The following is a 23958-nucleotide window of genomic DNA, read 5'->3' as shown; positions in this document are numbered from 1 at the left end:
CAACCAAACTGGCTCGACTTGTCTGAGACGGTCGAATAAACAAGGGTTTTGCCCCCCAGCGTGGTTTTTCAGTCAACCATAGGCACAACCCCACAGGAGGCATGGCGCTGATCCATTCTTTTGGCCTCTAACTCGCCGGCAGAACTCCACGGTAGAACTTCCGTCTGCCTTGCCCGTACTTTGAAGTTGTTGTTGGTAGTGCGCTAGAAAGCCCTGATAGTGAATTCAAATGGCTTTGCTCTGGCATTGCGGATCCCATGTCATCCAGTAAAACCCCTATGAGTGAGAGTGCTCAGTTTGTAAATAGCGAGCAGCGGTTTCGGTCGCTGTTTGAGAACAATCTAGACATTATTCTTTTCCAGGACCGCAATGGGGTTATTCTGGACGTAAACGAGCCTTTTCTGCAGCTTTTGCACCTTTCAAGAGCAGATGTCTTAGGTCGCGATATTTCAGATTTCCTGCCGCCCGAGCTTATAGCAGTGTTTCGGGAAAAGTTGCTGCAAGCTTTTCAGGGTACGCGAGTTCAATTCGACGTAGCGGTGCAGTTTATCGGCGCGGAGCCGAAAGTGTTGAATATTTCAAAGGTGCCGCTGTTGGTCGATGGGGTAGTGAGCGGCGTGCACATGGTTGCCCGCGATATCACAGATCTAACTGCTTCTCACCAGCTTATTGAGCAACAAGCCAAAAAGCTCAACACTATTTTCGAGAGTGTTACGGACGCTGTATTTCTGCTTGACCGGGAGTGGCGGCTGACTTTTCTGAACAGCGAGGTAGAGCGCCTGCTGCAAGTAGACCGCCAGCATGTGCTAGGACGAAACCTTTGGACCCTATTCCCGGACGAGGTTGGCGGCGAGTTTTATCATCAGTATCATCAGGCCTTTTCTATGGGGCGGGCCGTGCATTTTGAGGCATACTACGCTACCCTGCGACTCTGGCTGGAAGTCAAAGCCTTTCCTTCGGAAGAAGGACTGTCCGTGTATTTTTCTGATGTGACGCTGCGCCATGAGGCCCAAGCCAGCCAGGAAAAGTTAGCCCAGGATCTGCACCGGCAAAATCAGGATCTGCAGCAGTTTACCTACATCGTGTCGCATAACCTGCGGGGGCCTTTGGCCAATGCCATGGGCTTGTCGCAACTCCTAACGACCCCCGATCCGGATCAGGCTACGTTGCTCAATCATCTGCAAACCAGCCTCGTGCAGCTCGATGTAGTGCTGCAGGACATGAATACCATTCTCACAGTGCGCGACAAGCAGGACGTGGCCGATCTGCCCGCGCCCGTCCGGCTTACCGATGTGTTGGACCTGGTGCTGAAGGAGATGAACGAGCCGCTGCAAAAGGCTGGGGGGCAAATTGTTCGTGATTTCCCCGAGGCCCTGCACGCTCACGGCAACCGAGCCTATATCTACAGCATTTTCCTGAATCTGCTTTCCAATTCCATCAAATACCGCTCTCAGCAGCGCGCCCTTTTGATTACCATTACTGGCAGCCCACATCCCGAAGGTGGCGCCCAACTCACCTTCGCCGACAACGGTTCGGGCTTCGATCAGGAGAAAGCGGGTGCTGAGGTGTTTAAGCTATACAAGCGTTTTCATACTTCGCCTTCGGGCCGCGGTATGGGCTTGTATCTGGTAAAGGCGCACATTGAATCGATGGGGGGCACTATCGCGGTCAAAAGCGAGGTGGAAGTGGGTACGCAGTTCTTTTTATACTTGCCTTAAACGAGCCATGCACATAGTTCTGATCGACGATGATTATATCAGTATATTCCTCACCACCAAGTTGTTGCAGCGAGAAAACATAACCGATAGTATCACCTCATTTCAGCTGCCTCAGGAAGCCGTCTACTATCTTCAGAATACACTGCCAGACCAGGTGCCGGACGTCATTCTGCTGGATCTGAATATGCCAATCATGAGCGGCTGGGACTTTCTGGATGCTATCAAGCCATTTGAGTCTCAACTGGCCGGGCGGTGCTCCATCTACATCCTTACGTCGTCTTTGGCCCCATCAGATAAGCTGAAGGCTGAAGAATACAGCTTAGTTACTAGCGTAATTCCCAAACCTTTGGATGGCCCGAAACTGCAAGCCATTCGTGCGCAGGTGCTGGAAAACCGATCCTAAATCTTCGCGTCGGAGGCTAGGGGTCAAATTCCACGTGGCCTGGCAACATTGACCCGCATAGAAGAGGGTTTCCATAAGTATTACTCAGTCCGGCCGCTGCTATGTGGTGGATGCCTGCTCTGCTGTCTGCGTTTTTGGCGCTTACTATCATGAGAGCGTATTAGGTTATGAATAATCGGGTAAATAATGGTTGTGTTACAACTGCTCGACGCTGCGTACCGTTTGCATTCCGAGGAACTGCGTTTTCAACTTAAGCGCCATTATAGCCTTCTACCAAGCGTAATATTTCCTTAGCTTACACTTGCCTGCCTGCAGGACAAGCCTAAACACCAAAAGCACAGATGATGAGCGCAACGCCGACTAAGTATTCGTTTGGAATGATTGGCCTGGGTACCATGGGCCGCAACCTGCTCCTGAATCTCGCTGACCACAACGTTGGCGTGGCAGGCTACGACAAAGACCCCGGCAAAATAACGTTGCTGGCCGAAGAAGGCGCCGGCAAACCAGTGCAGGGCTTCACCGATCTGACGCAGTTTATTGACAGCATTCAGACGCCCCGCTCCATTATGCTACTGGTGCCAGCCGGCAAAATTGTGGACAGCGTTATCGAAGAGTTGCGGCCCCTGCTGGCGCCCGGTGACATTGTTATTGATGGCGGCAACTCCCATTTCTCGGATACGACGCGCCGCGCGGCAGTCCTCCGGGAGGCCGGCTTTCACTTCTTCGGCATGGGTATTTCGGGTGGGGAAGAAGGCGCCCGCTTTGGCCCCAGCATGATGCCCGGCGGTGATAAGCTGGCCTATCAGGTAATGCAGCCCATGTTTGAAGCCATTGCGGCCCGCGTGAATGATGAGCCCTGCGTAACCTACATCGGGCCGGGTGCGGCTGGTCACTTCGTGAAGATGGTGCACAATGGCATCGAGTACGGCTTGATGCAGCTTATCGCCGAAACGTATGAGGTGATGAAGCGCGGCGCCGGCCTCGACAATGCCGCCATCGGGGAGGTGTTTGCACAGTGGAATGCGGGCCGGTTGCAGTCTTTTCTACTGGATATTACCAAAGACATCTTCGCTTTCCGCGCACCCCACACCGACCACTTGCTGCTCGACGATATCAAGGACGAAGCCCGCTCCAAAGGCACCGGCATGTGGACCTCGCAGGTAGCCATGGAGTTAGAAGTACCCGTCCCGACCATCGACACTGCCGTGGCTATGCGCAACTTATCCAAGTACAAAGGCTTGCGCGAGCAACTGGCCACCTTGTACAGCAATCCGGCGCCCGCCACCTCGGCCGCCATGGAGCGGGGAGCTTTTTTGAGCAACCTGGAGCAGGCGTTCTACTTCAGCATGGTCGTCACGTATGCGCAGGGCATGCATTTGCTGGCCAAAGCTTCGGCGGCCTATGAATATAATTTGCAGCTCGCCGACATTGCCAAAATATGGCGTGGCGGCTGCATCATTCGCTCCAGTTTTCTGAATGATATATTCAACGCGTATCAGCAAAACCCAGGGCTGGAGCACCTGCTGCTGGATGCCCAGGTAGCTGCTGTCGTAAACGAAGCAGTGCCCGGCACCCGCCAAATAGTGGCGGCGGCCGTGGCGGGGGGCATTTCTCTGCCGGCCTATGCTGCTTCGCTGAGCTATTTTGAATCTTTCCGCAGCGCCCGCCTGCCTTCCAACCTGATTCAGGCCCAGCGCGACTATTTCGGCGCCCACACCTACGAGCTGATTGGGCACGAAGGCGTCTTTCATACCCAGTGGACGCCTGTGCACGAGGACGCAGCCAACAAACAGTCGGTGCAGGAAGACCCGGAAAAGAGAACGGAAGAGCCAGTCATTCCTAATAAGTAGGCCGCGGCCATCCTTCAACCCATTCGCTATACCCTACGCATGAGCTCCACCAAAGAAACTCAGCCCACCATCTTCGTCATCTTTGGCGGCACCGGCGATTTGAATGCCCGCAAGCTGACGCCGGCGTTGTATCATCTGTATCTGGATGGCTGGCTGCCCGAACACTTTGCCATTATCGGCAGTGGCCGCACGCCCTTATCGGACGACGAGTTTCGGGCGAAGCTGCTGGACGGCATCAACGAATTTTCGCGCAGCGGCAAAGCTGAAAAAGATAAGTGGAAAGACTTTGCCCAGCACATCGTTTATCAGGCGGCTGACGTGAAGGATGCGGCCACCTATAAGAAATTTGGCCAGCGCATTGACGAGTACAAGAAGGAGTGGAGCGTGCAGCCCAACGTGATTTACTATTTGGCCGTGGCTCCGGAGTTCTTCCCAACCATTGCCTCCAACTTGGCCAAGAGCAAGCTCGCCTCCGATACTACCTGCACGCGCATTGTTATTGAAAAGCCCTTTGGCCACGATTTGGAGTCGTCGCGGGAGTTGAACAGGCTGCTGTCCGATATTTTTGACGAGCGGCAGATCTATCGTATCGACCATTATCTGGGCAAGGAAACCGTGCAGAACATCATGGCTTTCCGCTTTGCCAATGCCCTGTTCGAACCGCTCTGGAACCGCAACTACATCGAGCACGTGCAAATTTCTGTGACCGAGCAGCTTGGCGTAGGGGAGCGCAGCGGCTACTACGACGGCGCGGGCGCCATGCGCGACATGATTCAGAACCACTTGCTGCAACTGCTTTGCCTGGTGGCTATGGAGCCGCCCGTCAACTTTACCGCCGATGAAGTGCGCAACCGCAAAGTAGACGTGCTGCGGGCCATGCGCCGGTTTACACCCGAAGACATTCGCGAGTCGGCGGTGCGCGGGCAGTATGCGGCGGGCTGGATGCAGGGTGAGCAAGTGCCGGGCTATCGGGAGGAGCCCGGGGCCAACCCAAAGTCCAATACCGAAACCTTCGCCGCCGTAAAGTTCTTCGTAGACAATTGGCGTTGGCAGGATGTGCCTTTTTACGTGCGCACCGGCAAGCGCATGCACCGCTCAGCGTCCAGCATCACCATTCAGTTCAGAGACGTGCCGCACTTTGTGTTTCCGCCCGAAACCGCGGAAAGCTGGCAGCAGAATCGGTTGGTTATCAGTATTCAGCCCGAAATGAGCATTCGCTTGCAGGTGCAGGCCAAGCGCCCCGGCCTCGACATGATGCTCAACACCGTGGATATGGTGTTCGACTACAAAGGCACCTACACTAGCCAGGCCCCGGAGGCCTACGAAACGCTGTTGCTGGATACCATGCTGGGCGACCAAACCTTATTTATGCGCGGCGACCAGGTAGAAGCCGCCTGGGATTTGCTCATGCCCATCCTGAACTCGTGGCAGGGTAGGGCCAGCCAGAGCTTCCCCAACTATTCGGCCGACTCGTGGGGACCAGAAATAGCGGAGGCGCTCATCGCCCGCGACGGATTTCACTGGTTTACGCTCCCGCTCAATGGCCATGAATAAAGCCCCCCAGCTGCATATTTACCCCACGCCCGCCGAGGTTCTGACCAGCCTGGCTGACTATTTTGTTGAACTGGCCAATCAGGCTGTAGCCGAGCACGGACGATTCTCGGTGGCGCTGTCGGGGGGCAATTCTCCCAAGAAGTTCTACGAGCTTTTAGCTTCGCCGTCGTACCGTACTCGGGTGGCTTGGGAAAAGGTCCATTTCTTCTTCGGCGATGAACGCTACGTGCCCCACACCGATCCGGAAAGTAATTGCCTGCTCGCCAAGAAAGCTCTGTTTGAGCCCTTGCAGATAGCGCCCTCTCAGGTTTTTGCCGTTGATACCGCGCTTGATCCCGCTGAAGCGGCCCAGCAATACACCCAAACAATCGAGCACTATTTCGGCCAAAAGGAAGCGCGTTTCGACTTAGTTCTGCTGGGCCTAGGCGATAATTCGCATACGGCTTCCTTATTTCCGCATACTCCGGTACTGCATGAAGCCGCAGCAGGGGCGAAGGAAGTTTTTGTGGAGGAAAAGCAAGCCTACCGCATTACGCTTACTGCGCCATTAATCAATCAGGCTCAGGCAATTGCCTTCCTGGTGTATGGCGCCGATAAAGCCGCCGCCGTGCAACGCGTCTTGACTGCCGAACGCCATGTGGAGGAGTTTCCGGCTCAGCTTATTACCCCTGTTTCTGGCGAATTGCATTGGTTTTTAGATGGTGCTGCAGCGGCGCAGCTTCCTGATGAGCGGAAGTAAAGCCTGTGTAGGTTATGGCAGTTTCGTAAAGTCGGCTGCGTCCGTCGGCTCAACATCCGGCCGTAGCACAAGCAATTCTTCACCTTGTGCGACGATAGCAGCGCGCGCCAAACCCAGAAATAAGCCGTGCTCTACGATACCCGGAATGGCCTGAAGCTGAACCGCCAACCCGGCCGGATCGGGTATAGAGTTGAAATGACAATCCACCAGCAAGTTGCCTTGGTCGGAAAGAGCGGGCTGGGGGGCGTTTTTCTGGTCGATGCGCACTGTTGGAGCACCGCCGAGTTGCGCTACGGCATCCAGCACCCACGGCAGAGCAAACGGCACAACTTCGAGCGGCAGCGGAAACCGGCCCAACTGTGGCACCAGTTTCGAGGAGTCGGTAATAATCAACAGATAATCGGATGCGGTTGCTAGCACCTTCTCGCGCAGCAAAGCACCACCGCCGCCTTTGACAAGAGCAAGCTGGGGGGCAATTTCGTCGGCTCCATCCACTGTCAGGTCGAAGCGCAAGCCGCGCCGGGGCTCTACTAATGCAATGCCCACGCTCCGAGCCAAGGCTTCACTGGCCAGCGAGGTAGCCGTAGCCTGAACGCGAAGCTGGCCAGCCCGAAGGGCGTCGCCGAGCAGTTGAATGAAATAAGCCGCTGTGCTACCACTGCCTAATCCTACCAGCATACCATCGCTTACCCAGCGCAACGCCTGTGCCGCCGCGCGTTGTTTTTCCTTATCTGTTTGTGCCTGGTTTAAAGATGCTGCCATAACAACTGGTGAATTAAAAGCGCACGCTATCGCCCGGAACTGCTTGAAAAGTGAGTTTGCTGACAGGAAGTTCGGAAGTAATACACGCCGAGCGGGTCTGATGAAGGCTTGCAGGTATAAGCTTAACGAAGTCGATTATGAAGAATACAAAGGTGGTCGAAGCAAGTTTTCGCTTATGCCACCTCAGCTTACGCTGAACATTACAGGGTTCGGATGGCATAAAGGAAAATATTTTAAGCTTTTTCTACACTATTTCCAGGTTCTTAAAATTTTTATCAGCCGAATATTTCGCTAGGTCCCTGATACACAGTATCGTATATTTAATATATTACTAGTGTCTATAAATGAGATGTTTGCGGCTGAAAATGCCTCCTGTTGAGCTTGTGCAGGCCTCTAAAGCGTAAACTATATCACCTCCTTTAGCATCAAGATTAGGGCTCAATAGCCTTGGTGGTATCAATTTTGACAGAAATAGTATGAAACCTTATAGGTAGTTGTGAGTAAAAGGACATAAAATCACTAAATAATATAGTAACATGTGCTTTTTACTGGATTTAGTAAAGTTGCGTAACGGAATATTATTGTTGTATTAACAAAATATTATCTTTTTACAACAAAAAGTTATAAAAAATATTGTTTTAACTACAGAATGATTTTACTTTGTATGCGTACAAGACAACCAAACACCACTTCCTCATTGCCTACTGCCTACTTGTACTAACTCATGGAACGCTACAAACACTACACTGATGCTTCGCGCATCATCTTGCCCGTGGTGGACGTGCTCATCATCTTTGGTGCTTTCCGTCTTACTGGCTTCTTCTTGTTTGACAGCTGGGAATTCACCAGCTATTACCCTTTCTTCTTTGCTATTTTTGGGCTGCTGTGGTGGATTCTGTCAAAGGAGTATGCTAACATCTATCGGATAGATCGGCTGATTACCTATCCTGAGAAGCTTCTCTACCTGTTTCGTACATTCCTGATTCATGCAAGCCTTGTACTGGCTGGGGCGATGCTGTTCGACACGGAATGGTTGATGGTGCGCTACCTGGTGTTAGTGTACAGCTTATCAGTAGTAGGTGTAGCTCTTGGTCGTTTCCTGCTGGCCTTCGGCTACCGTATGTACTGCACGCATATTGCTCGGGCACATACCCACTTTATTATTGTAGGTACCGGCAGCAGTGGTCAGGAATTACAACGCTTTCTTGAGTCTCACGATCCTAGCAACAAGTTCCTGGGTTTCTTTACGGATGAGAAGGTTGCTGACAATCTACAGTCTCTCGTAAAAGGCTCTATTGCGGACCTGAAGGAGTTTTGCTCTAAAACACAGGTAGATGAAATCTACTTCGCAATGCCCCTCGATCAGCGCGAACTTATCGAAGACCTGTCGCGCTTCGCCGATGACCATTTCCTATCCTTCCGCATTGTCCCCGATTTCAGTGGCACAGTTCGCCAGGATGTGAATGTGTACTTCTACGATCACATGCCCATTCTTACTATCCGGAATGAGCCCTTGGGAATGCGTACCAATCAGGCGATGAAGCGCCTTTTTGATATCTTCTTCTCCTTGACGGTTATCGTTACTGTGTTCCCGGTAGTGATGGGAATTCTGGGATTGTTGATCAAACTTGATTCTCCAGGCCCAATCTTCTTCAAGCAGCTGCGGCCCGGTAAGCGTAACCAGCTGTTTCCTTGCTACAAGCTGCGCACAATGCAGGCTAACCACGGTCAAACGGAGTTGCAGGCTACAAAAAACGACATGCGTATCACTCGCATTGGCAAATACCTGCGCAAGTACAACCTTGATGAGTTGCCTCAGTTCTTCAACGTATTGATGGGACAAATGTCAGTGGTAGGTCCTCGCCCTAACATGCTCTCCCAACTGGAAGAGTACTCCAAGCACATCCGTACTTACCAGATGCGTCATGCTGTAACTCCTGGTATTACGGGCTATGCCCAGGTAAATGGCTACCGCGGCGAAACTCGCGAAGCCGGCACCATGGAGAAGCGTGTAGAGTATGATCTGAAATATGTGCAGAACTGGTCATTCGGTTTGGACATGAAGATCATCTTCCAGACGGTTTGGAATATGGTTCGCGGCGAGAAAAACGCCTACTAGACCATCGCTGGGGGGCAAATTCTGCCCATGTATCCAACTAACAGCACTTTGCGTAAAGGCCCCTGCCACAGTTCGTACGACTATCGTCGGCAACCGTGCTAGGGGCCTTTCCTTTTAACCTTTGATCTTCGTTCCCGCCGGACGTCGTTCTTAACTAATCACAAATTACCCATTGCCACTTCCCGCTCTACCACGCCAACAGGTCTTGGACACTCGTATTACGACGGGCAACCGGACTGACTTTATAGATACAATATTGCGGCTCGGTGCTGCGCGTACGTCTGCTTATGTGTGCTTTGCCAACGTGCATATGTTAGTGGAAGCCCATAACGATCCTGGGTTCCGTAAAATATTGGATGGTGCAGCCATCGTATCACCCGACGGTAGCCCTGTGGCTGCGGCCGTGGGCTGGTTTCATGGGCAACAGCAAGAACGCGTAGCTGGAATGGATTTGCTGCCTGCTTTACTTGCTGAGGCCGCCCAGCGGAATCAGTCCGTTTATTTTTATGGTACAACTGAGGAGGTGTTAGCAGCCATGGTAGCCCGTGCCCGGCGCGAGCTACCTACACTGCGCATTGCCGGCACCCATTCGCCGCCCTTTCGTCCGCTGACTCCTGAGGAAGATGCTGCCGAAGTAGCCGCCATCAATGCCGTAGATCCTGACTTGGTTTTCGTGGCTTTGGGCTGCCCGCGACAAGAGCGCTGGATGGCCGCACACCAAGGGCAGATTCGTGCTTGTATGCTGGGAGTTGGTCAGGCCTTCCCGGTGTATGCGGGCCTGGAGCAGCGCTTGCCCGTGTGGGCGCGCAAGCTCTGGCTGGAGTGGGCGTATCGACTGTGGCTGGAGCCAAAAAGACTATGGAGACGCTACCTAATTACCAATTCGCATTTTCTGTACCTGATGGCACAGCGAACTGTGTTTCGAAATGATGCTGCTATCAAGACAGTATCATGATTGAGTGAGGAAGTCTGACACTTACGTGTTTTAGTTCAACAGCCGAAATAAAATACAAATAATGCGTCTATTAATATAATTATATAGGAAGAAGATTAGTTAATTAGCACAGTTGATGTGTGATGGAGTAATATTTGCTGATTTCACGCTTTATCTTCCTTCTTACTTTATTTCTCATGCAAGCAGTTATACTCGCAGGTGGTTATGGGACTCGTATTAGCGAGGAAAGTGGCGTCCGACCCAAGCCGATGGTGGAAGTGGGCGGTAAGCCAATTCTGTGGCATATAATGAAAATCTATGCCCACCATGGCATTACTGATTTCGTGGTGTGCTGTGGCTATAAAGGCCATCTGATCAAGCAATACTTCGCTGACTATTTCCTGCATAACGCCGACGTAACATTTCGTTTGGACCGCAACGAGATGACAGTACACCGCAACCGTGCCGAGCCCTGGACCGTTACTTTGGTTGATACTGGGGAGGAAACCATGACTGGGGGGCGTTTGCGCAGAGTCCGCGACTATCTGGACGGCAATACTTTTTGCCTTACTTACGGTGATGGTGTGAGTGACGTAAATGTTCGCGAATCTATTGCTTATCATCAGCAGCAGGGTGCCTTGGCTACACTTACGGCAGTGCGTCCGCCCGGCCGTTTTGGTGTCTTCAACCTTACGGAGGACAGCAGTCTGATTTCAAACTTCACTGAGAAGCCTGAGGGGGGCGAGTCACCGTGGATCAACGGAGGATTCTTCGTCTTGGAGCCGCAAGTACTGGATTATATCGAAACCGATGCAACGGTGTGGGAAAAAGGCCCCCTGGAGCAGTTGGCGGCTGATAATCAGCTGGTAGCTTATCGTCATACGGGCTTCTGGCAACCCATGGATACCTTGCGCGACCGTAACCTGCTGGAGGAAATGTGGGCCGCTGGTAAAGCGAAATGGAAAGTATGGAGTGATCAGCCTTCAAACAGCCAAGGCCATGAGCTGTATGCAACTCAGCCTCCCTTGCTGATTAAATAAATTATTGAGTACCACGTGCAGGAGCCACTTTACCCCTAGCTGACTTCTCTACAGAATAGTGCCCCGTTCCCAAGTTGATATATGAAACCGCAACGCATTCTCATTACCGGAAATATGGGCTACGTGGGGCCCGGCGTCGTACGCCACCTGCGTCAGGAGTTTCCTGCGGCTGAGCTGATTGGGTTTGATATGGGTTTCTTTGCCCATTGTCTTACCGGCGCAAGCCGCTTGCCTGAGTCGCGCCTCGACCGCCAGTATTTCGGTGACGTGCGCAACTTGCCCACGGAGTTACTTCAGGGTGTTGATGCCATCGTGCATCTGGCCGCTATTTCCAACGATCCGATGGGTTCGGCCTACGAGGATGTAACCTTGGCTGTAAATTATCAGGCGGGTATTGGGCTAGCACAACGGGCTAAGAAAGCAGGTGTGCGTTCGTTTGTGTTTGCCAGCAGCTGTAGTATGTATGGCGCTGGAGGTGAAGGCGCTAAAACAGAGACTTCTACACTGAATCCACTAACAGCTTATGCACGCTCTAAAGTGTTAAGCGAGCAGGATTTAGCACCCTTAGCTGATGCGAATTTTTGCGTTACTTGTCTGCGCTTTGCTACTGCCTGCGGGTGGAGCGACCGGCTGCGGCTAGACTTGGTAGTCAATGACTTTGTGGCCGGCGCAGTAGCCGCGGGAGAGATTAACATTCTTAGTGATGGTACGCCGTGGCGTCCGCTTATCCACGTACAGGATATGGCGCGGGCTATTGAGTGGGCCATCAGTCGGGAGGCTGATAACGGTGGCGATTTTCTGGCCGTAAACGCAGGATCTGACCAGTGGAACTATCAAGTACGTGAGCTGGCGGAGGCGGTAGCAACTGCCATTCCCGGTACGAGTGTCAGCCTGAATGCGGCGGCGCCCCCTGATAAGCGTTCGTATCGTGTCGACTTCAGCTTATTCCGAAAATTAGCCCCCCAGCACCAGCCCCAACGTACTTTGCCTGATACTATAACCGAGCTACGGGATGGGTTGATGAGCATGGGCTTTCACGATACCAGCTTCCGCTCGTCACAGCTCATGCGCTTGCAAGTACTTGCTGCTCTGCGTGAAAGCGGACAGTTGAGCGCCGATTTGGAGTGGGCTGATACAGCAGTAGTAGCTACCGAGTCTGTAAGCGCTTAAGCTTTCTATTACCAATGCCTTCTAAAACGCGAGTCGTGCGGAGGGACTTTTATTCGATTAGAAGATGATCTTTACTGAAACTAAGCTAGCCGGCGCTTTTATTATCGATATGGAGCGCTTATCGGACGAGCGAGGTTTTTTTGCGCGTGCGTGGTGTGAAGATGAGTTTGCCGCGCATGGCATTCATCAGCCGCCACGGCAAGCTAGTATATCCTCTAACCCCAAGCGCGGCACCTTGCGGGGCATGCACTATCAAATTGCCCCCCACGGCGAGAGCAAGCTCGTGCGCTGCACACGGGGGGGCATTTACGACGTGATTGTGGATATGCGTGAGCAGTCGCCTACGTATGGGCAGTGGATAGGAGTGGAGCTAACCGCCGATAACTATCGCATGTTGTTCGTACCTGAGTACTTTGCGCACGGCTTCATCACCCTGCAAGACAATACCGACGTATCGTATCAGATTTCGGCCAAATACACGCCCGGAGCTGAGCGGGCTTTGCGCTGGAACGATCCGAACATTGGGATCGAATGGCCTTTTGAACCTGTGCTGCTATCTGAAAAAGATCGTAACCATCCGGATATTCAACTAGCAGTCAGAATGTAAAACGGCGCGGTTTTGCCCACATCCTTTACCCATTGCTGTAAAGCGGCCAGCAATCCATAATTGAAATTGAATCTGTGTCGCTGATTTACTTTTTTAGGTCCTAAACGATTTTTTACCCCACATCATGGGAATATCTACTCCATCCTCCACTGCTTCTGTCTTGTCTACTTCTGCCAGCGCAGTTGAAGAAGCGTACACTAAATTTGCGCCGCCGCCTGCTAGTCCGTGTCGTTTTTGTGGTACGCCGCTTACCTATACGTTCGTCAATCTGGGCACGTCGCCCCTGTGTCAGAACCACGTGCGGCCATCGGAGTTTAATATGGCCGAGCCATTTTACCCTCTGCATGCACGTGTGTGCAACGAGTGCTTCTTGGTTCAGCTTGATGAGTTTGTCAGCCCCACGGAGGTTTTCAACGATTATGCTTACTTCTCTTCCTATTCGGTATCGTGGCTGCGCCATGCCCAGCGCTACACCGATATGGCTGCGGAGCGGTTTAGCCTTAATTCCAGCAGCCTGGTAGTAGAAATTGCCAGCAATGATGGGTACCTGCTTCAGTACTTCGTGGAAAAAGGCATCCCGGTGCTGGGAGTAGAGCCAGCCGCCAACGTGGCAGAATATGCGCAAGCAAAGGGCATCAACACGATGGTGCGCTTTTTCGGACGCGACACCGCTCAGCACGTAGCAACAACGGTAGGTCAGGCTGATTTGCTGCTGGGCAACAACGTGCTGGCTCACGTACCCGATATCAACGATTTCGTGGGCGGCATGCAGGTGCTACTCAAGCCCGAAGGCGTTATTACCATGGAGTTTCCGCACCTGCTGCGCCTGATCGAGGGAAATCAGTTTGATACGATTTATCACGAGCACTTCTCTTATCTGTCGTTCAATACTGTAGAGCGCATTTTTGCCCATCATGGCCTCACGCTATTTGACGTGGAAGAGGTGCCAACTCATGGCGGGTCGCTACGCATCTTTGCCCGCCACACCGCCCACGAAGCGCAGCCAGTAACGGCGCGCGTGGCCGAGTTGCGGGAGCGCGAAGTAGAAGCTGGTATCCTTGATTTGGCGTTGTATGCGGCCTTTGAGGAAAAGACCAAGGAAACCAAGCGCAAGCTGCTGGATTTTCTGATTGAGGCGGCTCGCGAAGGCAAGAAGGTAGTTGGCTACGGTGCGCCCGGCAAAGGCAACACCTTGCTCAACTACTGCGGTGTCCGCACCGATTTCATGGAATATACCGTCGATTTGAGCCCCCACAAACAGGGTAACTTCCTACCCGGCACGCGTATTCCTATTCTCCACCCCAATCATATCAAGCAAACCAAGCCCGATTATGTCTTGATTTTGCCCTGGAATCTGCGGGAGGAAATCATGGAGCAAATGGCGGAGGTTCGCAGCTGGGGGGGCAAATTTGTGGTGCCCATTCCGGAAGTTAAGGTTTACGAATAAGCCTGCTTATTTTAATAGAGAAGCTGGGGAGTTGGTAGCAATACGATTCCAAAAAGCCCCCCAGCTTCTCTGTAATGAGCTTCTTGGCTTAGGGTAGCGTTCAACTTACGTTTGCTGTTTCTGCGCATGACTTCTCCACTCTCCAAAAAAGCCCCCCAGGCCTCCTCAGCTGTGGTGGAAGGCGCTGAGCAGCCAAGCACGCCGTTTGGATTGATGGAGCGGCTGTTTCCCATTTGCCGCAGCATTACCGGCAATGGCGTGCGCGAAACGTTGGCTATCCTGCGCGAGTATCTGCCCGAACTGGTCATTCATGAAGTGCCCAGCGGTACGCCCGCTCTCGACTGGACCGTGCCGGCCGAATGGAATATTAGGGATGCTTGGGTGAAGAATGAGCAAGGGGAGCGGGTTATTGATTTTCGGCAGCATAACCTGCATGTGCTCAACTACAGCACGCCTGTACAAGGTTGGTTTACGCGTGCTGAACTAGAGGAGCACTTGTTTTCGCTGCCCGATCAGCCCGACCTGATACCGTATCGCACCTCGTATTATCAACCCAACTGGGGCTTCTGTCTTGCCCACCACGACCGCTTGGCACTGCCGGAAGGTCGCTATGAGGTCTGTATTGATAGCACCTTGGACACAGCAGGTGCCTTGACGTATGGGGAATTATTTCTACTTGGTAGCAGCGAGGAGGAAGTATTAATCTCCTGTCATTGCTGTCATCCGTCGCTGGCCAATGATAACCTTTCGGGTATGGCAGTGGCTACGTTTCTGGCTCGGCACTTAGCGGAGCAGCCGCGTCAGTATTCCTATCGGTTTGTATTTATTCCCGGCACTATTGGCTCAATTACGTGGCTAAGCCGGAACACTGAAACCGTTCAGCACATCCAGCATGGACTGGTTGCTACCCTGCTGGGTGGTCCTAGCAATTTCACCTACAAGAAATCGCGCCGCGGTGCCGCCGATGTTGATCGGGCTGTGGCCGTGGTACTGCGTGATTCGCGTTTACCGCACGAGATACGCCCCTTTTCGCCCTACGGCTACGATGAGCGCCAATATTGCTCACCGGGTTTTAACCTGCCTGTCGGTTGTCTTTCGCGCACGCCTTTCGGGGAGTTTGCCGAGTATCACACCTCCGCCGACAATCTCGATTTTGTGCGCCCCGAGCACCTGAGCCAAGCCATTGATTTATTTAGCCAAGTCTGCGACGTGCTCGATACTAATCGACGATACCGTAACCTAAGTCCGTATGGCGAGCCTCAACTAGGCCGTCGGGGGCTTTACAAAGGTGTTGGCGGTGGCACAGAAGGCGCTGATTGGCAGATGGCGCTCCTGTGGTTGCTCAACCTTTCCGACGAAGAACATTCTTTGCTTGCTATAGCGGAGCAATCGGGCTTGCCCTACGCGCTGATAGCACGCGCGGCCGCTGCTTTGGTGGCCTGCGACCTGCTCGCCCGCGTCGAATAGGTAAGACACTAGAAAATTATTTGCTTGTTGCTACGTATCATCTGCTATGAACTCATCTTCCAACCCTGTCGTCACGCCTGTGAGCCGTAGCCACGCCGAGCCGAGCTTCGCCGCATCAAAAGCCCTACAGGAGCGCTTTCACGCCGTAATTCCTGGTGGCAGCCATACGTATGCAAAAGGAGATGATCAATTTCCGGAGCATATGGCGCCGTACATCGAGCGGGGTGAGGGCTGTCGGGTGTGGGATGTAGATGGCAATGAGTTTATTGAATATGGAATGGGTCTGCGCTCCGTCACGCTAGGGCATGCATATGCGCCGGTAGTGCTTGCGGCGCAGGCCGAGATGACGCGGGGGGTAAACTTTGGCCGACCCGCTACCCTGGAGCTTGCAACCGCCGAGGAATTTCTGGACCTGACGCAGGCCGGCGACATGGTTAAGTTTACCAAAAATGGCTCTGACGCTACTAGCGCCGCCGTCAAGCTGGCTCGCGCCTACACGGGCCGCGACCTGATAGCCGTGTGTGCTGATCATCCATTCTTCTCAGTCGATGACTGGTTTATTGGCACTACAGCCATTAGCGCGGGTATTCCACAAGCCGTACGCGAACAGTCACTGCACTTCCGCTACAATGATATTGCTTCTTTAGAGGCCTTATTTGCGGCCCATCCTAATAAGATTGCGGCGGCCATCATGGAAGTGGAGCGCGATATGCCACCACTTCCGGGCTATCTGCAAGCCGTTCGAGAGCTCTGTACCCAACACGGAGTAGTGCTGATCTTCGACGAGATAGTAGCAGGTTTTCGCTCCCATATAAGCGGCGGACAGGGAGTGCACGGTGTACGACCCGATTTGAGCGCTTTCGGCAAAGCGCTCGGCAATGGCTTCTCGATTGCAGCTCTCACTGGCCGGCGTGAGCTGATGGAATTAGGTGGCTTGCGTCAGAAAGACCGGGACCGGGTGTTCCTGCTTTCCACAACGTATGGTGCCGAATCGCATTCGTTTGCGGCTGCTCGGGCGGTAATGCAGATATACCGGCAGGAGCCCGTAATAGCGCATCTCAATGAGCAGGGCGAGCGGTTGCGGCAGGGCTTACTAGCCGCCGTTCGCGATCATAGCTTAGAGGAGAACGTGCCTATTTTTGGGCAAAGCTGCTGCCTTTTTTATGGTTCTCGCGATGCGCAAGGGCAGCCCTCGCAGGCTTTTCGTACCCTTTTCCTGCAAGAAACGCTGCGTCGTGGATTGCTGCTGCCATCCTTTGTAATCAGCTATTCCCATACACCAGCCGTAGTAGACACCACTGTTGAGCGCGTGCATGAGGCCTTGGGGGTTTACCGTCGGGCTCTGGATGAAGGAATTGATAAGTACTTGGTGGGTCGCCCAGTGCAATCGGTGTATCGTGCACGCAATTAAGCGAGCTTACAAATTCTTGTAGGTCAATATTTAACTGCGGCAGAGTAGGCAATAAACTGTGTTCTGCCGTAGCTCTTAAGGTTTTAAATGAAAAAAATCGCATTTTACTTAGCGGACCAAAATCCGCATCGTGACCGCAGCCTTGGGATTACAACGATAACTAAAACCTTGATGGGAAGTCTGGTAGGAATGCCAGCTTATTCTCTTTCACAGATTGTATCCGAATCATCCTTTCAATTTGAGCACCAGGATGTAAACCGGCACGCTCTGCCTTGGCGTACTGATGGAGGAAAAGCTTCCCGAATCCTGACTGATAATTTGCATCCGCTTTTTCTGAGCGGATTAAAGCCAGATATATGGCTTTATCCAAAGGGCTATATATCATATGTGAGTAAGCCCAAAGGAGTAGTGGTCAGCATTATGCATGATACCCTACTGCAGCACTATGCAGATCATTACCCGGAAACCCGCTCTCGCCTAGATTTAGCCTATTGGCTAGGACTTATGAAAGCCAGTATTCGTCGGAGCGATCATATTCTTACTGTATCGCAGAATGCAAAGCAGCAGATTCTCAGCTTTGCTGACCGATATAGTATTGCAGTTCCAGAAATCCATGTGACTTATGAGGCTTCAGATTTTGAAGATTTATCCCCTGCAAGTCAGACTGATAAAGGTGATTATGTATTGCATTTAGCCTCCGATCAGCCACATAAATGTACACTGCAATTTCTGCAGCTTTGGCAGCAACTACAAACGGTAGAGTCGGAAGTCCCGCCTTTGTATATGGTTGGAAACTTTACGTCAGGTGTCACACAAATGGCCCATGCAATGAAAGGAGTGACGCTGAAATCCAGATTGAGCAACGCTGAGTTTGTAGATACTATTCGGAAGGCACGCGCTCTAATTTTTCCATCTGAAATGGAAGGATTTGGGCTTCCTGCTATTGAGGCTTATTTCTTGAATACTCCAGTCTGTTATGTTGCCAATACAGCCGTGGCCGAGATCTTGTCACATGATGTGAGGGCAGGTCAATATGAACTAAATAATTTTGATTCTTTTTCTCAAGCTCTAAAAGAAGTACTCAGTTTGAGTCATGCTTCGATTGATGAGTCAAGATTGCGCCTATTAGACCGTTACTCCAAAAAGAAATACTTAGAAAGCGTAAACAGTTTATTATCAGCCATATAGCATATAGTCAAAAAGGTTAATTAATCATACCATATTAAAAAAGCCCCCCAGATAATTTCTGGGGGGCTTTTTTGCGAATGGATACGGCTAATTTGTAGATACCGATTCGCCCATCGATTGATGTTCCGACTCCCACTCTGCCAAAGCATAAACAGCAGCCAAGCCTTTGTCGAGCGGGGTTGAAGCGCGCCATCCCATGCCAGCTAGCTTGCTGACATCCAGTATTTTGCGGGGTGTTCCGTCGGGCATTAAGGCGTTGAAGCGAAGCTTTCCACGGTAACCGGTGATACGCTGAATTAAGCGAGCTAAGTCGGCAATGGAGATGTCTTCGCCGGTACCTACGTTAATGGGTTCCGAGCCATCGTAGCGTAGCATAAGGTGAAGACAGGCGTCAGCTAAGTCATCCACGTGCAGAAATTCGCGGCGGGGCGTACCAGTTCCCCATACTTCGACCGTAGGCGACTCGTTTATGCGGGCTTCGTGAAACTTGCGCAGCAACGCGGGTAACACGTGCGAGTTTTGTGCGTGGTAGTTGTCGTGAGGGCCGTAAATATTCGTGGGAATAGCCGAGATAAACGAACAGCCGTGCTGCCGACGATATGCCTGGCACTGCTTCACACCGGCAATTTTGGCTATGGCATATGGCTCGTTCGTTTGCTCCAAAGGACCGGAAAGCAGGTATTCTTCACGCAATGGCTGCGATGCCAGGCGTGGATAGATGCACGATGAACCTAAAAACAGTAGCTTCTGAACGTGATGCACATAGCTCTGCTGCAACACGTTAGCCTGAATCATCAGATTATCATAAAGAAAATCGGAGGGATAGGTGCTATTCGCATAAATGCCCCCCACGTGAGCGGCAGCCAAAAAAACGTACTCTGGACGTTCATTGGCAAAAAAATCTGCAACTGCTGCTTGGTCGCGCAGGTCCAGCTCTTGAGAAGTACGCGTCACCAAATTTTGGTAGTTCGCAGCTCGCAGGCGGCGTTCAATGGCCGAGCCAACCATGCCGCGGTGACCGGCAATATATATTTTGGCAGATAACTCCATCGGAAAAACGTAAAGCGAAAGAAAAGAATGGTGAGGTTGGGTAGAAGAGGCAGTGTATTAATTGGGTTGAAGCAGCGCTTGCTGACTAGATTTAATCAAGGAAGTCTGTCGACTGAAGAGACGTAAGTCATGCTGAACCATCTCTTGCACCAACAAGTGGAGATTGTGGCGAGGTTTCCATCCTAATTGCCGCCGAGACTTGCTGGCTTCTGCCAATGATGGTTCTACGGTGTGGGCACGATAATAGGCTGAATCTATTGCAACAACAGTCTGGCCAGGCATTAAAGCAAAGTCGTGGTTATGACAGGTTGCTACGTAGCCAACCTCCCCAGCATCATCGCCCTGAAACACGAGGTCAACTCCTAATTCGGCAAAAGTCAGGCGTACAAATTCACGCACGGTAGTCATAACAGCAGTAGCGATAACATAATCTTCGGGTGTTTCCTGCTGCAACACGCGCCAGATAGCTTCTGCATAATCCTGAGAGTAACCCCAATCATGACGCGCTTCAAGCGAATCGAGATACAACGTGCCCTGCAACCCTAAGGCAATACGAACAGATCCCTGAATAATTTTGTGAATCAGTGTCGTTTCGCCACGACGCGGAATCTCATAATTGAATAAGGAGCCATTGCAAGCGTATAGCCCATTAGCCGCCCGATATTTAGCAATCAGCTGGCTACATGAAAGCTTGGTGGTGATGTAAGGGAAAGAAGTATGCTGAGATTTGGGTTTCGATTCAGCTTGCCGCTGTAATGCATTGCTTGTTTGTGGAGCCGCCGCTTGATAGATGCGTACGCTGTTAACTAAATTGGTTGCGCAGACAGCTTCCAAAATTCGTAGCGTACAAAGGTTATTAACTTCCACAGTATACTCCGGTGTCTCGAATGGGGCGCTCATATAGGAAACAGCCCCGAGATTATAGATTTCATCTGGCTGAATCTCTTGCATAAGTCGCGTGAGCGTAGCGGCATCAGTCAGGTCAGCATAATGTAAGTTGAAACTGACATTGTTCAGACAACCAGCCTGGTACGACACATCTGCTCGCTCGTAACTGAACAGGGAAGCATGTCTTTTGATTCCGTGCACTTCATAGCCTTTCTCTAATAGTAACTCGGCTAGGGAGAAGCCATCCTGACCCTTGATACCGGTTATTAAAGCCCTTTTCATGTACAGATGAGGAAACTATATAGTCCTGTTGTAATCAATTATCAATAAATGTACTTGCAAAATTTTAAAGTGCAATAAATTAATGTAAAAATTAAATTAATTTATTGCGTTGTAAATCCATTTATGGACAGTTAAACAGATATGCCTTAGCGATTTATGCTGCATGGTTACAAGAGCTTCAGAAAATGATTTTATGAATTTAACTCGTCAAAATGCATATAACGGGCTTGTACATTCGGATAAAAATTCAGTTATATAGTTCTGCCTGCTAAGCCTATTCGAATCATAACCGTAATCTCATTTGCCGTCCACACATGGTAGGTATCAAACAGAAAAGCCCGACCATTTAGGTCAGGCTTTTCTGTTTGATGAGGAAAGAAAGTCACTTGGTCAATTTGATTGTTTTGCCTGACAAACTTCCTGACATGAACATCAAGTAGTATCGGCCGGTAGGCAGATTTAGAGAACTCATGTCGATACTGCTTTGAGCAACGCCCGCACTGAAGTTAATGCTCCGTTTCTCAATTAGGCGACCAACTTGATTAAAGAGCGCAACATTCATCGTTTCAGCCGTTTTCAGCTGGGTTTGAATAGTTACTACATCTTCAAAAGGATTAGGAAATGATTGGGTAGAAACCGAGTTCGTAGTAGCTAGAGTAGTTGGTGTGCTGCTCGGAACTGGTGTACTGCCGGGAGTGGTCCAAACCTCGATACCGGAGATGTTGGCATCGCCACCAGAACTCGCTAGTCGAATAAATCCATCAGAAACCGTAACCGCTAAAGGACCTATTTTATCCCAATTGCCAGCTGTACCACTATTATAATTAGTTAAGACAGTCTTATTGTTGAGTGCTAAGCTGAAACGCTCTGGTTTGTTGTCTTCCCATACATACACATATATGTTATAGACTCCGTTAGGCACATTAGCCAGTTGCACTTTTACGTTTTTGCCCCCCACTGATGAGCGAATCATCTGCGCACGAGTAGCATCAGGGTTCGACCGCAGCTTGACATTTTGGTTAGAGAATAAAGTGCCGCTGATCTGCAGATTAGTTGCTCCAGTACTGGCTTCCCATTTATTACCGTCCAGTGTAATTGCCCCACCATTGATATTTATCGCCCGATATAGCTGCGCTATGGCAGGAGCGGGTGTTGGTGTCGGCGTTGGGGCAGGTGCCGGGGTAGGAGTAGGTGCCGGAGTAGGAGTAGGTTCTGGCGTAGGCGCCGGGGCAGGATTGACGGTGACGGTGACCGTGGCGCTTGTGGTGGTAGCCCCGGCATTGTCGGTGGCGCGGGCCGTGAAGGCGACCGTGCCGGCCGTGGCGGCAGTCCAGTTGAGCTGATACGGGGCGGCGGTTACTTCCCCGAGCTTGGCGCTGCCCTGAAAGAACTCCACCTTCTGCACCGAGCCATCGCTATCCGTGGCCGTGGCCGTCAGCAGCTGGGTCTGGCCCAGCGGCAAGGCCAGGTTATTGGTGGGCGCCATCAGCGCTATGCTCGGGGCCACATTCGGTGCGGGCGTAGGAGCTGGAGCGGGGGCTGGCGCAAGAGTAGATTTCCATAGTTCTACCCCTGAGATATTTGCGTTGTCAGTACCTGTAGCATTAATGCTCAACTGACCATTGGTAACTGCCGCCGCATATGGTCCTAAGCGAGTCCAGCTACCAGCTAACCCACTCACAACATCACTCTGAACTAATTGGCCTTGTACACTGACGTTGAAACGTATGGAGAAATTATCTTCCCATATGTATAAGTATACGAAATAGTTACCGTTAGAAACATTCGAAAACTCAATACCTGCATTCCGGCTTCCGATTGATGAGCGAATCATCTGAGTGCGTTCCGCATCAGTTGATGGATTGAGCGTAACGTTCTGGTTTGAGAAGTACTCTCCTTCAATATTTACATTAGCTGCGCTGCTGCTGGCTTCCCACTTATTGCCATCAAGTGTGAGGGAGTTACCATTAATATTAATTCCCCGATAAAAAGCAGCATTGGCTGGAGCCGTGGGCGCAGGTGCAAAAATGGGCGCCGGGGTGGGGGCTGGTTCCGGGGCAGGATTGACGGTGACGGTGACCGTGGCGCTTGTGGTGGTAGCCCCGGCATTGTCGGTGGCGCGGGCCGTGAAGGCGACCGTGCCGGCCGTGGCGGCAGTCCAGTTGAGCTGATACGGGGCGGCGGTTACTTCCCCGAGCTTGGCGCTGCCCTGAAAGAACTCCACCTTCTGCACCGAGCCATCGCTATCCGTGGCCGTGGCCGTCAGCAGCTGGGTCTGGCCCAGCGGCAAGGCCAGGTTATTGGTGGGCGCCATCAGCGCTATGCTCGGGGCCACATTCGGTGCGGGCGTAGGGGCTTTTACAATTAGCCCAGGCGTTATATTCTGGCTCTTAATCTTCTCTAGCCAAGAAGTCCACTCTGCTTGTTCAGTCTGAAGAGTAACAGGGTTAGGTAGTGCGGTATTATTCTTACTGTAGTGAATGTTGCGGAACCACAAATCATTTCTATCCTCCCAATGACCTTTTTTTACATAGCCAACCTGATTGTCGTGTGCTGAGATATTGAAGAAGTAAGCATCAGTATCAATACTGGTCGTACTATTCCAAGTGTAAATGCCTACATTAGAGGAGTATAAATATTGATCTCCAATATAACCGCTAGATACTACACGGTTGTTGTAGATCTCAATATCATGGCCGTTTGCGACAGCAATACCATAATTACATACTCCTACCACTTGGTTATTGTAGCATTTGACAAAGCCACTAGATTCAGCTAGGGACGTTGGATCTCCATCACCGAGCATGATTCCTCCACCTGAATAGCTGTTTGCAGTGGCAGGTATAGGATAGGCTCCCTTAATATAGTTGTCGTGTACTAAGAAAGGGCTATCGGCAGTACCATTCGACTTATAAAAGTTGATATTATCCTCAACGCTACTTTCGTTAGGAGTATTAATGATTTCGTTCCAAGCAATCTCAACTCCGCGTAGGCCTTGTAAGCCATTAAATTGTACAAACTGCACAAACTCTTTACCACCGTTGCGGTACCGGCCATCAATATTACGTGCTTGATTATAGAGTACTTTAATAGTTTGCTTACTGCTCCGGTCCCCTACGTAACTAGCTAAGTAGATACCAGAGGTTTGCTCCATATAGTTGTGCTCTAAGTGGGCATTTTTGAAATTGCTTGCATCAAAAAAGCGCCCTTGCCGCACATTGTCCATAGAAGGCTTTAGACCAAGACCACGTGTATTACGAATAGTAACATCGTTGTTCTGATGGTGTGCTCTTATCAGGATGCCCGCGCTTTGAATATTTGAGTTCTCA

General features: G+C 51.4%; 18 protein-coding genes. 14 read left to right on the top strand and 4 right to left on the bottom strand.

Going from position 1 to position 23958, the window contains the following annotated elements; all coding sequences use genetic code 11:
* The first annotated feature begins 278 nt into the window (after nucleotides 1–278).
* The 5 genes from IEW06_RS11260 to pgl all read left to right on the top strand — a co-directional run bounded on the left by IEW06_RS11260 (nucleotide 279) and on the right by pgl (nucleotide 6264).
* Nucleotides 279–1718, top strand: coding sequence for a sensor histidine kinase (locus IEW06_RS11260; protein ID WP_187732615.1), 1440 nt, complete (start codon nucleotides 279–281; stop codon nucleotides 1716–1718).
* A 7-nt stretch (nucleotides 1719–1725) separates the two neighbouring features.
* Nucleotides 1726–2121 carry a response regulator gene (locus tag IEW06_RS11255; RefSeq protein WP_187732614.1) on the top strand — a complete coding sequence of 132 codons (396 nt, stop codon included), beginning with the start codon at nucleotides 1726–1728 and terminating at the stop codon, nucleotides 2119–2121.
* Nucleotides 2122–2462: 341 nt separating this feature from the next.
* The gene (gnd, locus tag IEW06_RS11250) at nucleotides 2463–3971 is read left to right on the top strand and encodes an NADP-dependent phosphogluconate dehydrogenase (RefSeq protein WP_187732613.1); all 1509 of its coding nucleotides are present in this window, start codon (nucleotides 2463–2465) and stop codon (nucleotides 3969–3971) included.
* 39 nt (nucleotides 3972–4010) lie between these two features.
* The gene (zwf, locus tag IEW06_RS11245) at nucleotides 4011–5525 is read left to right on the top strand and encodes a glucose-6-phosphate dehydrogenase (protein ID WP_187732612.1); all 1515 of its coding nucleotides are present in this window, start codon (nucleotides 4011–4013) and stop codon (nucleotides 5523–5525) included.
* Complete coding sequence (gene pgl, locus IEW06_RS11240; protein WP_188548298.1) at nucleotides 5518–6264, top strand: 6-phosphogluconolactonase; 747 nt, start codon at nucleotides 5518–5520, stop codon at nucleotides 6262–6264. Before zwf ends, pgl begins: the two co-directional genes overlap by 8 nt.
* Before the next feature lie 12 nt (nucleotides 6265–6276).
* Here the strand turns inward: pgl and rpiA are convergent, their stop codons facing one another.
* Nucleotides 6277–7026, bottom strand: a complete 750-nt coding sequence (gene rpiA, locus IEW06_RS11235) for a ribose-5-phosphate isomerase RpiA (protein WP_187732611.1) — start codon at nucleotides 7024–7026, stop codon at nucleotides 6277–6279.
* 724 nt (nucleotides 7027–7750) lie between these two features.
* On the opposite strand from rpiA, the gene IEW06_RS11230 reads away from it, so the two are divergent.
* The 9 genes from IEW06_RS11230 to IEW06_RS11190 all read left to right on the top strand — a co-directional run bounded on the left by IEW06_RS11230 (nucleotide 7751) and on the right by IEW06_RS11190 (nucleotide 18409).
* The gene (locus IEW06_RS11230; RefSeq protein WP_187732610.1) at nucleotides 7751–9145 is read left to right on the top strand and encodes an exopolysaccharide biosynthesis polyprenyl glycosylphosphotransferase; all 1395 of its coding nucleotides are present in this window, start codon (nucleotides 7751–7753) and stop codon (nucleotides 9143–9145) included.
* Between the two features lie 205 nt (nucleotides 9146–9350).
* Nucleotides 9351–10100: a WecB/TagA/CpsF family glycosyltransferase gene (locus IEW06_RS11225; protein ID WP_223284644.1), complete on the top strand. Its 750-nt coding sequence runs from the start codon at nucleotides 9351–9353 to the stop codon at nucleotides 10098–10100.
* Between the two features lie 176 nt (nucleotides 10101–10276).
* Entirely contained in the window at nucleotides 10277–11119 is an 843-nt protein-coding gene (rfbF, locus tag IEW06_RS11220; protein ID WP_188548297.1) for a glucose-1-phosphate cytidylyltransferase, read from the top strand.
* A gap of 81 nt (nucleotides 11120–11200) precedes the next feature.
* Nucleotides 11201–12289: an NAD-dependent epimerase/dehydratase family protein gene (locus tag IEW06_RS11215; protein WP_187732608.1), complete on the top strand. Its 1089-nt coding sequence runs from the start codon at nucleotides 11201–11203 to the stop codon at nucleotides 12287–12289.
* Nucleotides 12290–12353: 64 nt separating this feature from the next.
* A complete protein-coding gene (gene rfbC, locus IEW06_RS11210) occupies nucleotides 12354–12896 on the top strand; it encodes a dTDP-4-dehydrorhamnose 3,5-epimerase (protein ID WP_188548296.1) in 543 nt (180 codons plus the stop codon).
* Nucleotides 12897–13020: 124 nt separating this feature from the next.
* The gene (locus tag IEW06_RS11205; protein ID WP_188548295.1) at nucleotides 13021–14343 is read left to right on the top strand and encodes a class I SAM-dependent methyltransferase; all 1323 of its coding nucleotides are present in this window, start codon (nucleotides 13021–13023) and stop codon (nucleotides 14341–14343) included.
* Between the two features lie 126 nt (nucleotides 14344–14469).
* Entirely contained in the window at nucleotides 14470–15810 is a 1341-nt protein-coding gene (locus IEW06_RS11200; protein ID WP_187732606.1) for a DUF4910 domain-containing protein, read from the top strand.
* A 46-nt stretch (nucleotides 15811–15856) separates the two neighbouring features.
* Nucleotides 15857–17221, top strand: coding sequence for a glutamate-1-semialdehyde 2,1-aminomutase (locus IEW06_RS11195; protein WP_187732605.1), 1365 nt, complete (start codon nucleotides 15857–15859; stop codon nucleotides 17219–17221).
* An 87-nt stretch (nucleotides 17222–17308) separates the two neighbouring features.
* Complete coding sequence (locus IEW06_RS11190) at nucleotides 17309–18409, top strand: glycosyltransferase (RefSeq protein ID WP_187732604.1); 1101 nt, start codon at nucleotides 17309–17311, stop codon at nucleotides 18407–18409.
* Between the two features lie 87 nt (nucleotides 18410–18496).
* Here IEW06_RS11190 and IEW06_RS11185 read toward each other — a convergent pair whose 3' ends face one another.
* The 3 genes from IEW06_RS11185 to IEW06_RS11175 all read right to left on the bottom strand — a co-directional run bounded on the left by IEW06_RS11185 (nucleotide 18497) and on the right by IEW06_RS11175 (nucleotide 23783).
* Nucleotides 18497–19459 carry a GDP-L-fucose synthase family protein gene (locus tag IEW06_RS11185; protein WP_187732603.1) on the bottom strand — a complete coding sequence of 321 codons (963 nt, stop codon included), beginning with the start codon at nucleotides 19457–19459 and terminating at the stop codon, nucleotides 18497–18499.
* A 57-nt stretch (nucleotides 19460–19516) separates the two neighbouring features.
* Nucleotides 19517–20629, bottom strand: a complete 1113-nt coding sequence (locus IEW06_RS11180) for a GDP-mannose 4,6-dehydratase (protein WP_187732602.1) — start codon at nucleotides 20627–20629, stop codon at nucleotides 19517–19519.
* A gap of 382 nt (nucleotides 20630–21011) precedes the next feature.
* Complete coding sequence (locus IEW06_RS11175; RefSeq protein ID WP_187732601.1) at nucleotides 21012–23783, bottom strand: Ig-like domain-containing protein; 2772 nt, start codon at nucleotides 23781–23783, stop codon at nucleotides 21012–21014.
* Between the last annotated feature and the right edge of the window lie 175 nt (nucleotides 23784–23958).

The organism is Hymenobacter qilianensis (genome assembly GCF_014638675.1).
Taxonomy (GTDB): Bacteria; Bacteroidota; Bacteroidia; order Cytophagales; family Hymenobacteraceae; genus Hymenobacter; species Hymenobacter qilianensis.
The sequence above is the reverse complement of the archived record's forward strand: the minus strand, read 5'-3'. Positions and strand labels throughout refer to the sequence as shown.

Excerpts from the sequence above, each read along its gene's own strand:
- IEW06_RS11260 (WP_187732615.1), top strand. The coding sequence starts at position 279 with ATGAGTGAGAGTGCTCAGTTTGTAAATAGCGAGCAGCGGTTTCGGTCG.
- IEW06_RS11255 (WP_187732614.1), top strand. The coding sequence starts at position 1,726 with ATGCACATAGTTCTGATCGACGATGATTATATCAGTATATTCCTCACC.
- gnd (WP_187732613.1), top strand. The coding sequence starts at position 2,463 with ATGATGAGCGCAACGCCGACTAAGTATTCGTTTGGAATGATTGGCCTG.
- zwf (WP_187732612.1), top strand. The coding sequence starts at position 4,011 with ATGAGCTCCACCAAAGAAACTCAGCCCACCATCTTCGTCATCTTTGGC.
- pgl (WP_188548298.1), top strand. The coding sequence starts at position 5,518 with ATGAATAAAGCCCCCCAGCTGCATATTTACCCCACGCCCGCCGAGGTT.
- rpiA (WP_187732611.1), bottom strand. The coding sequence starts at position 7,026 with ATGGCAGCATCTTTAAACCAGGCACAAACAGATAAGGAAAAACAACGC.
- IEW06_RS11230 (WP_187732610.1), top strand. The coding sequence starts at position 7,751 with ATGGAACGCTACAAACACTACACTGATGCTTCGCGCATCATCTTGCCC.
- rfbF (WP_188548297.1), top strand. The coding sequence starts at position 10,277 with ATGCAAGCAGTTATACTCGCAGGTGGTTATGGGACTCGTATTAGCGAG.
- IEW06_RS11215 (WP_187732608.1), top strand. The coding sequence starts at position 11,201 with ATGAAACCGCAACGCATTCTCATTACCGGAAATATGGGCTACGTGGGG.
- rfbC (WP_188548296.1), top strand. The coding sequence starts at position 12,354 with ATGATCTTTACTGAAACTAAGCTAGCCGGCGCTTTTATTATCGATATG.
- IEW06_RS11205 (WP_188548295.1), top strand. The coding sequence starts at position 13,021 with ATGGGAATATCTACTCCATCCTCCACTGCTTCTGTCTTGTCTACTTCT.
- IEW06_RS11200 (WP_187732606.1), top strand. The coding sequence starts at position 14,470 with ATGACTTCTCCACTCTCCAAAAAAGCCCCCCAGGCCTCCTCAGCTGTG.
- IEW06_RS11195 (WP_187732605.1), top strand. The coding sequence starts at position 15,857 with ATGAACTCATCTTCCAACCCTGTCGTCACGCCTGTGAGCCGTAGCCAC.
- IEW06_RS11190 (WP_187732604.1), top strand. The coding sequence starts at position 17,309 with ATGAAAAAAATCGCATTTTACTTAGCGGACCAAAATCCGCATCGTGAC.
- IEW06_RS11185 (WP_187732603.1), bottom strand. The coding sequence starts at position 19,459 with ATGGAGTTATCTGCCAAAATATATATTGCCGGTCACCGCGGCATGGTT.
- IEW06_RS11180 (WP_187732602.1), bottom strand. The coding sequence starts at position 20,629 with ATGAAAAGGGCTTTAATAACCGGTATCAAGGGTCAGGATGGCTTCTCC.
- IEW06_RS11175 (WP_187732601.1), bottom strand. The coding sequence starts at position 23,783 with ATGGAGCAAACCTCTGGTATCTACTTAGCTAGTTACGTAGGGGACCGG.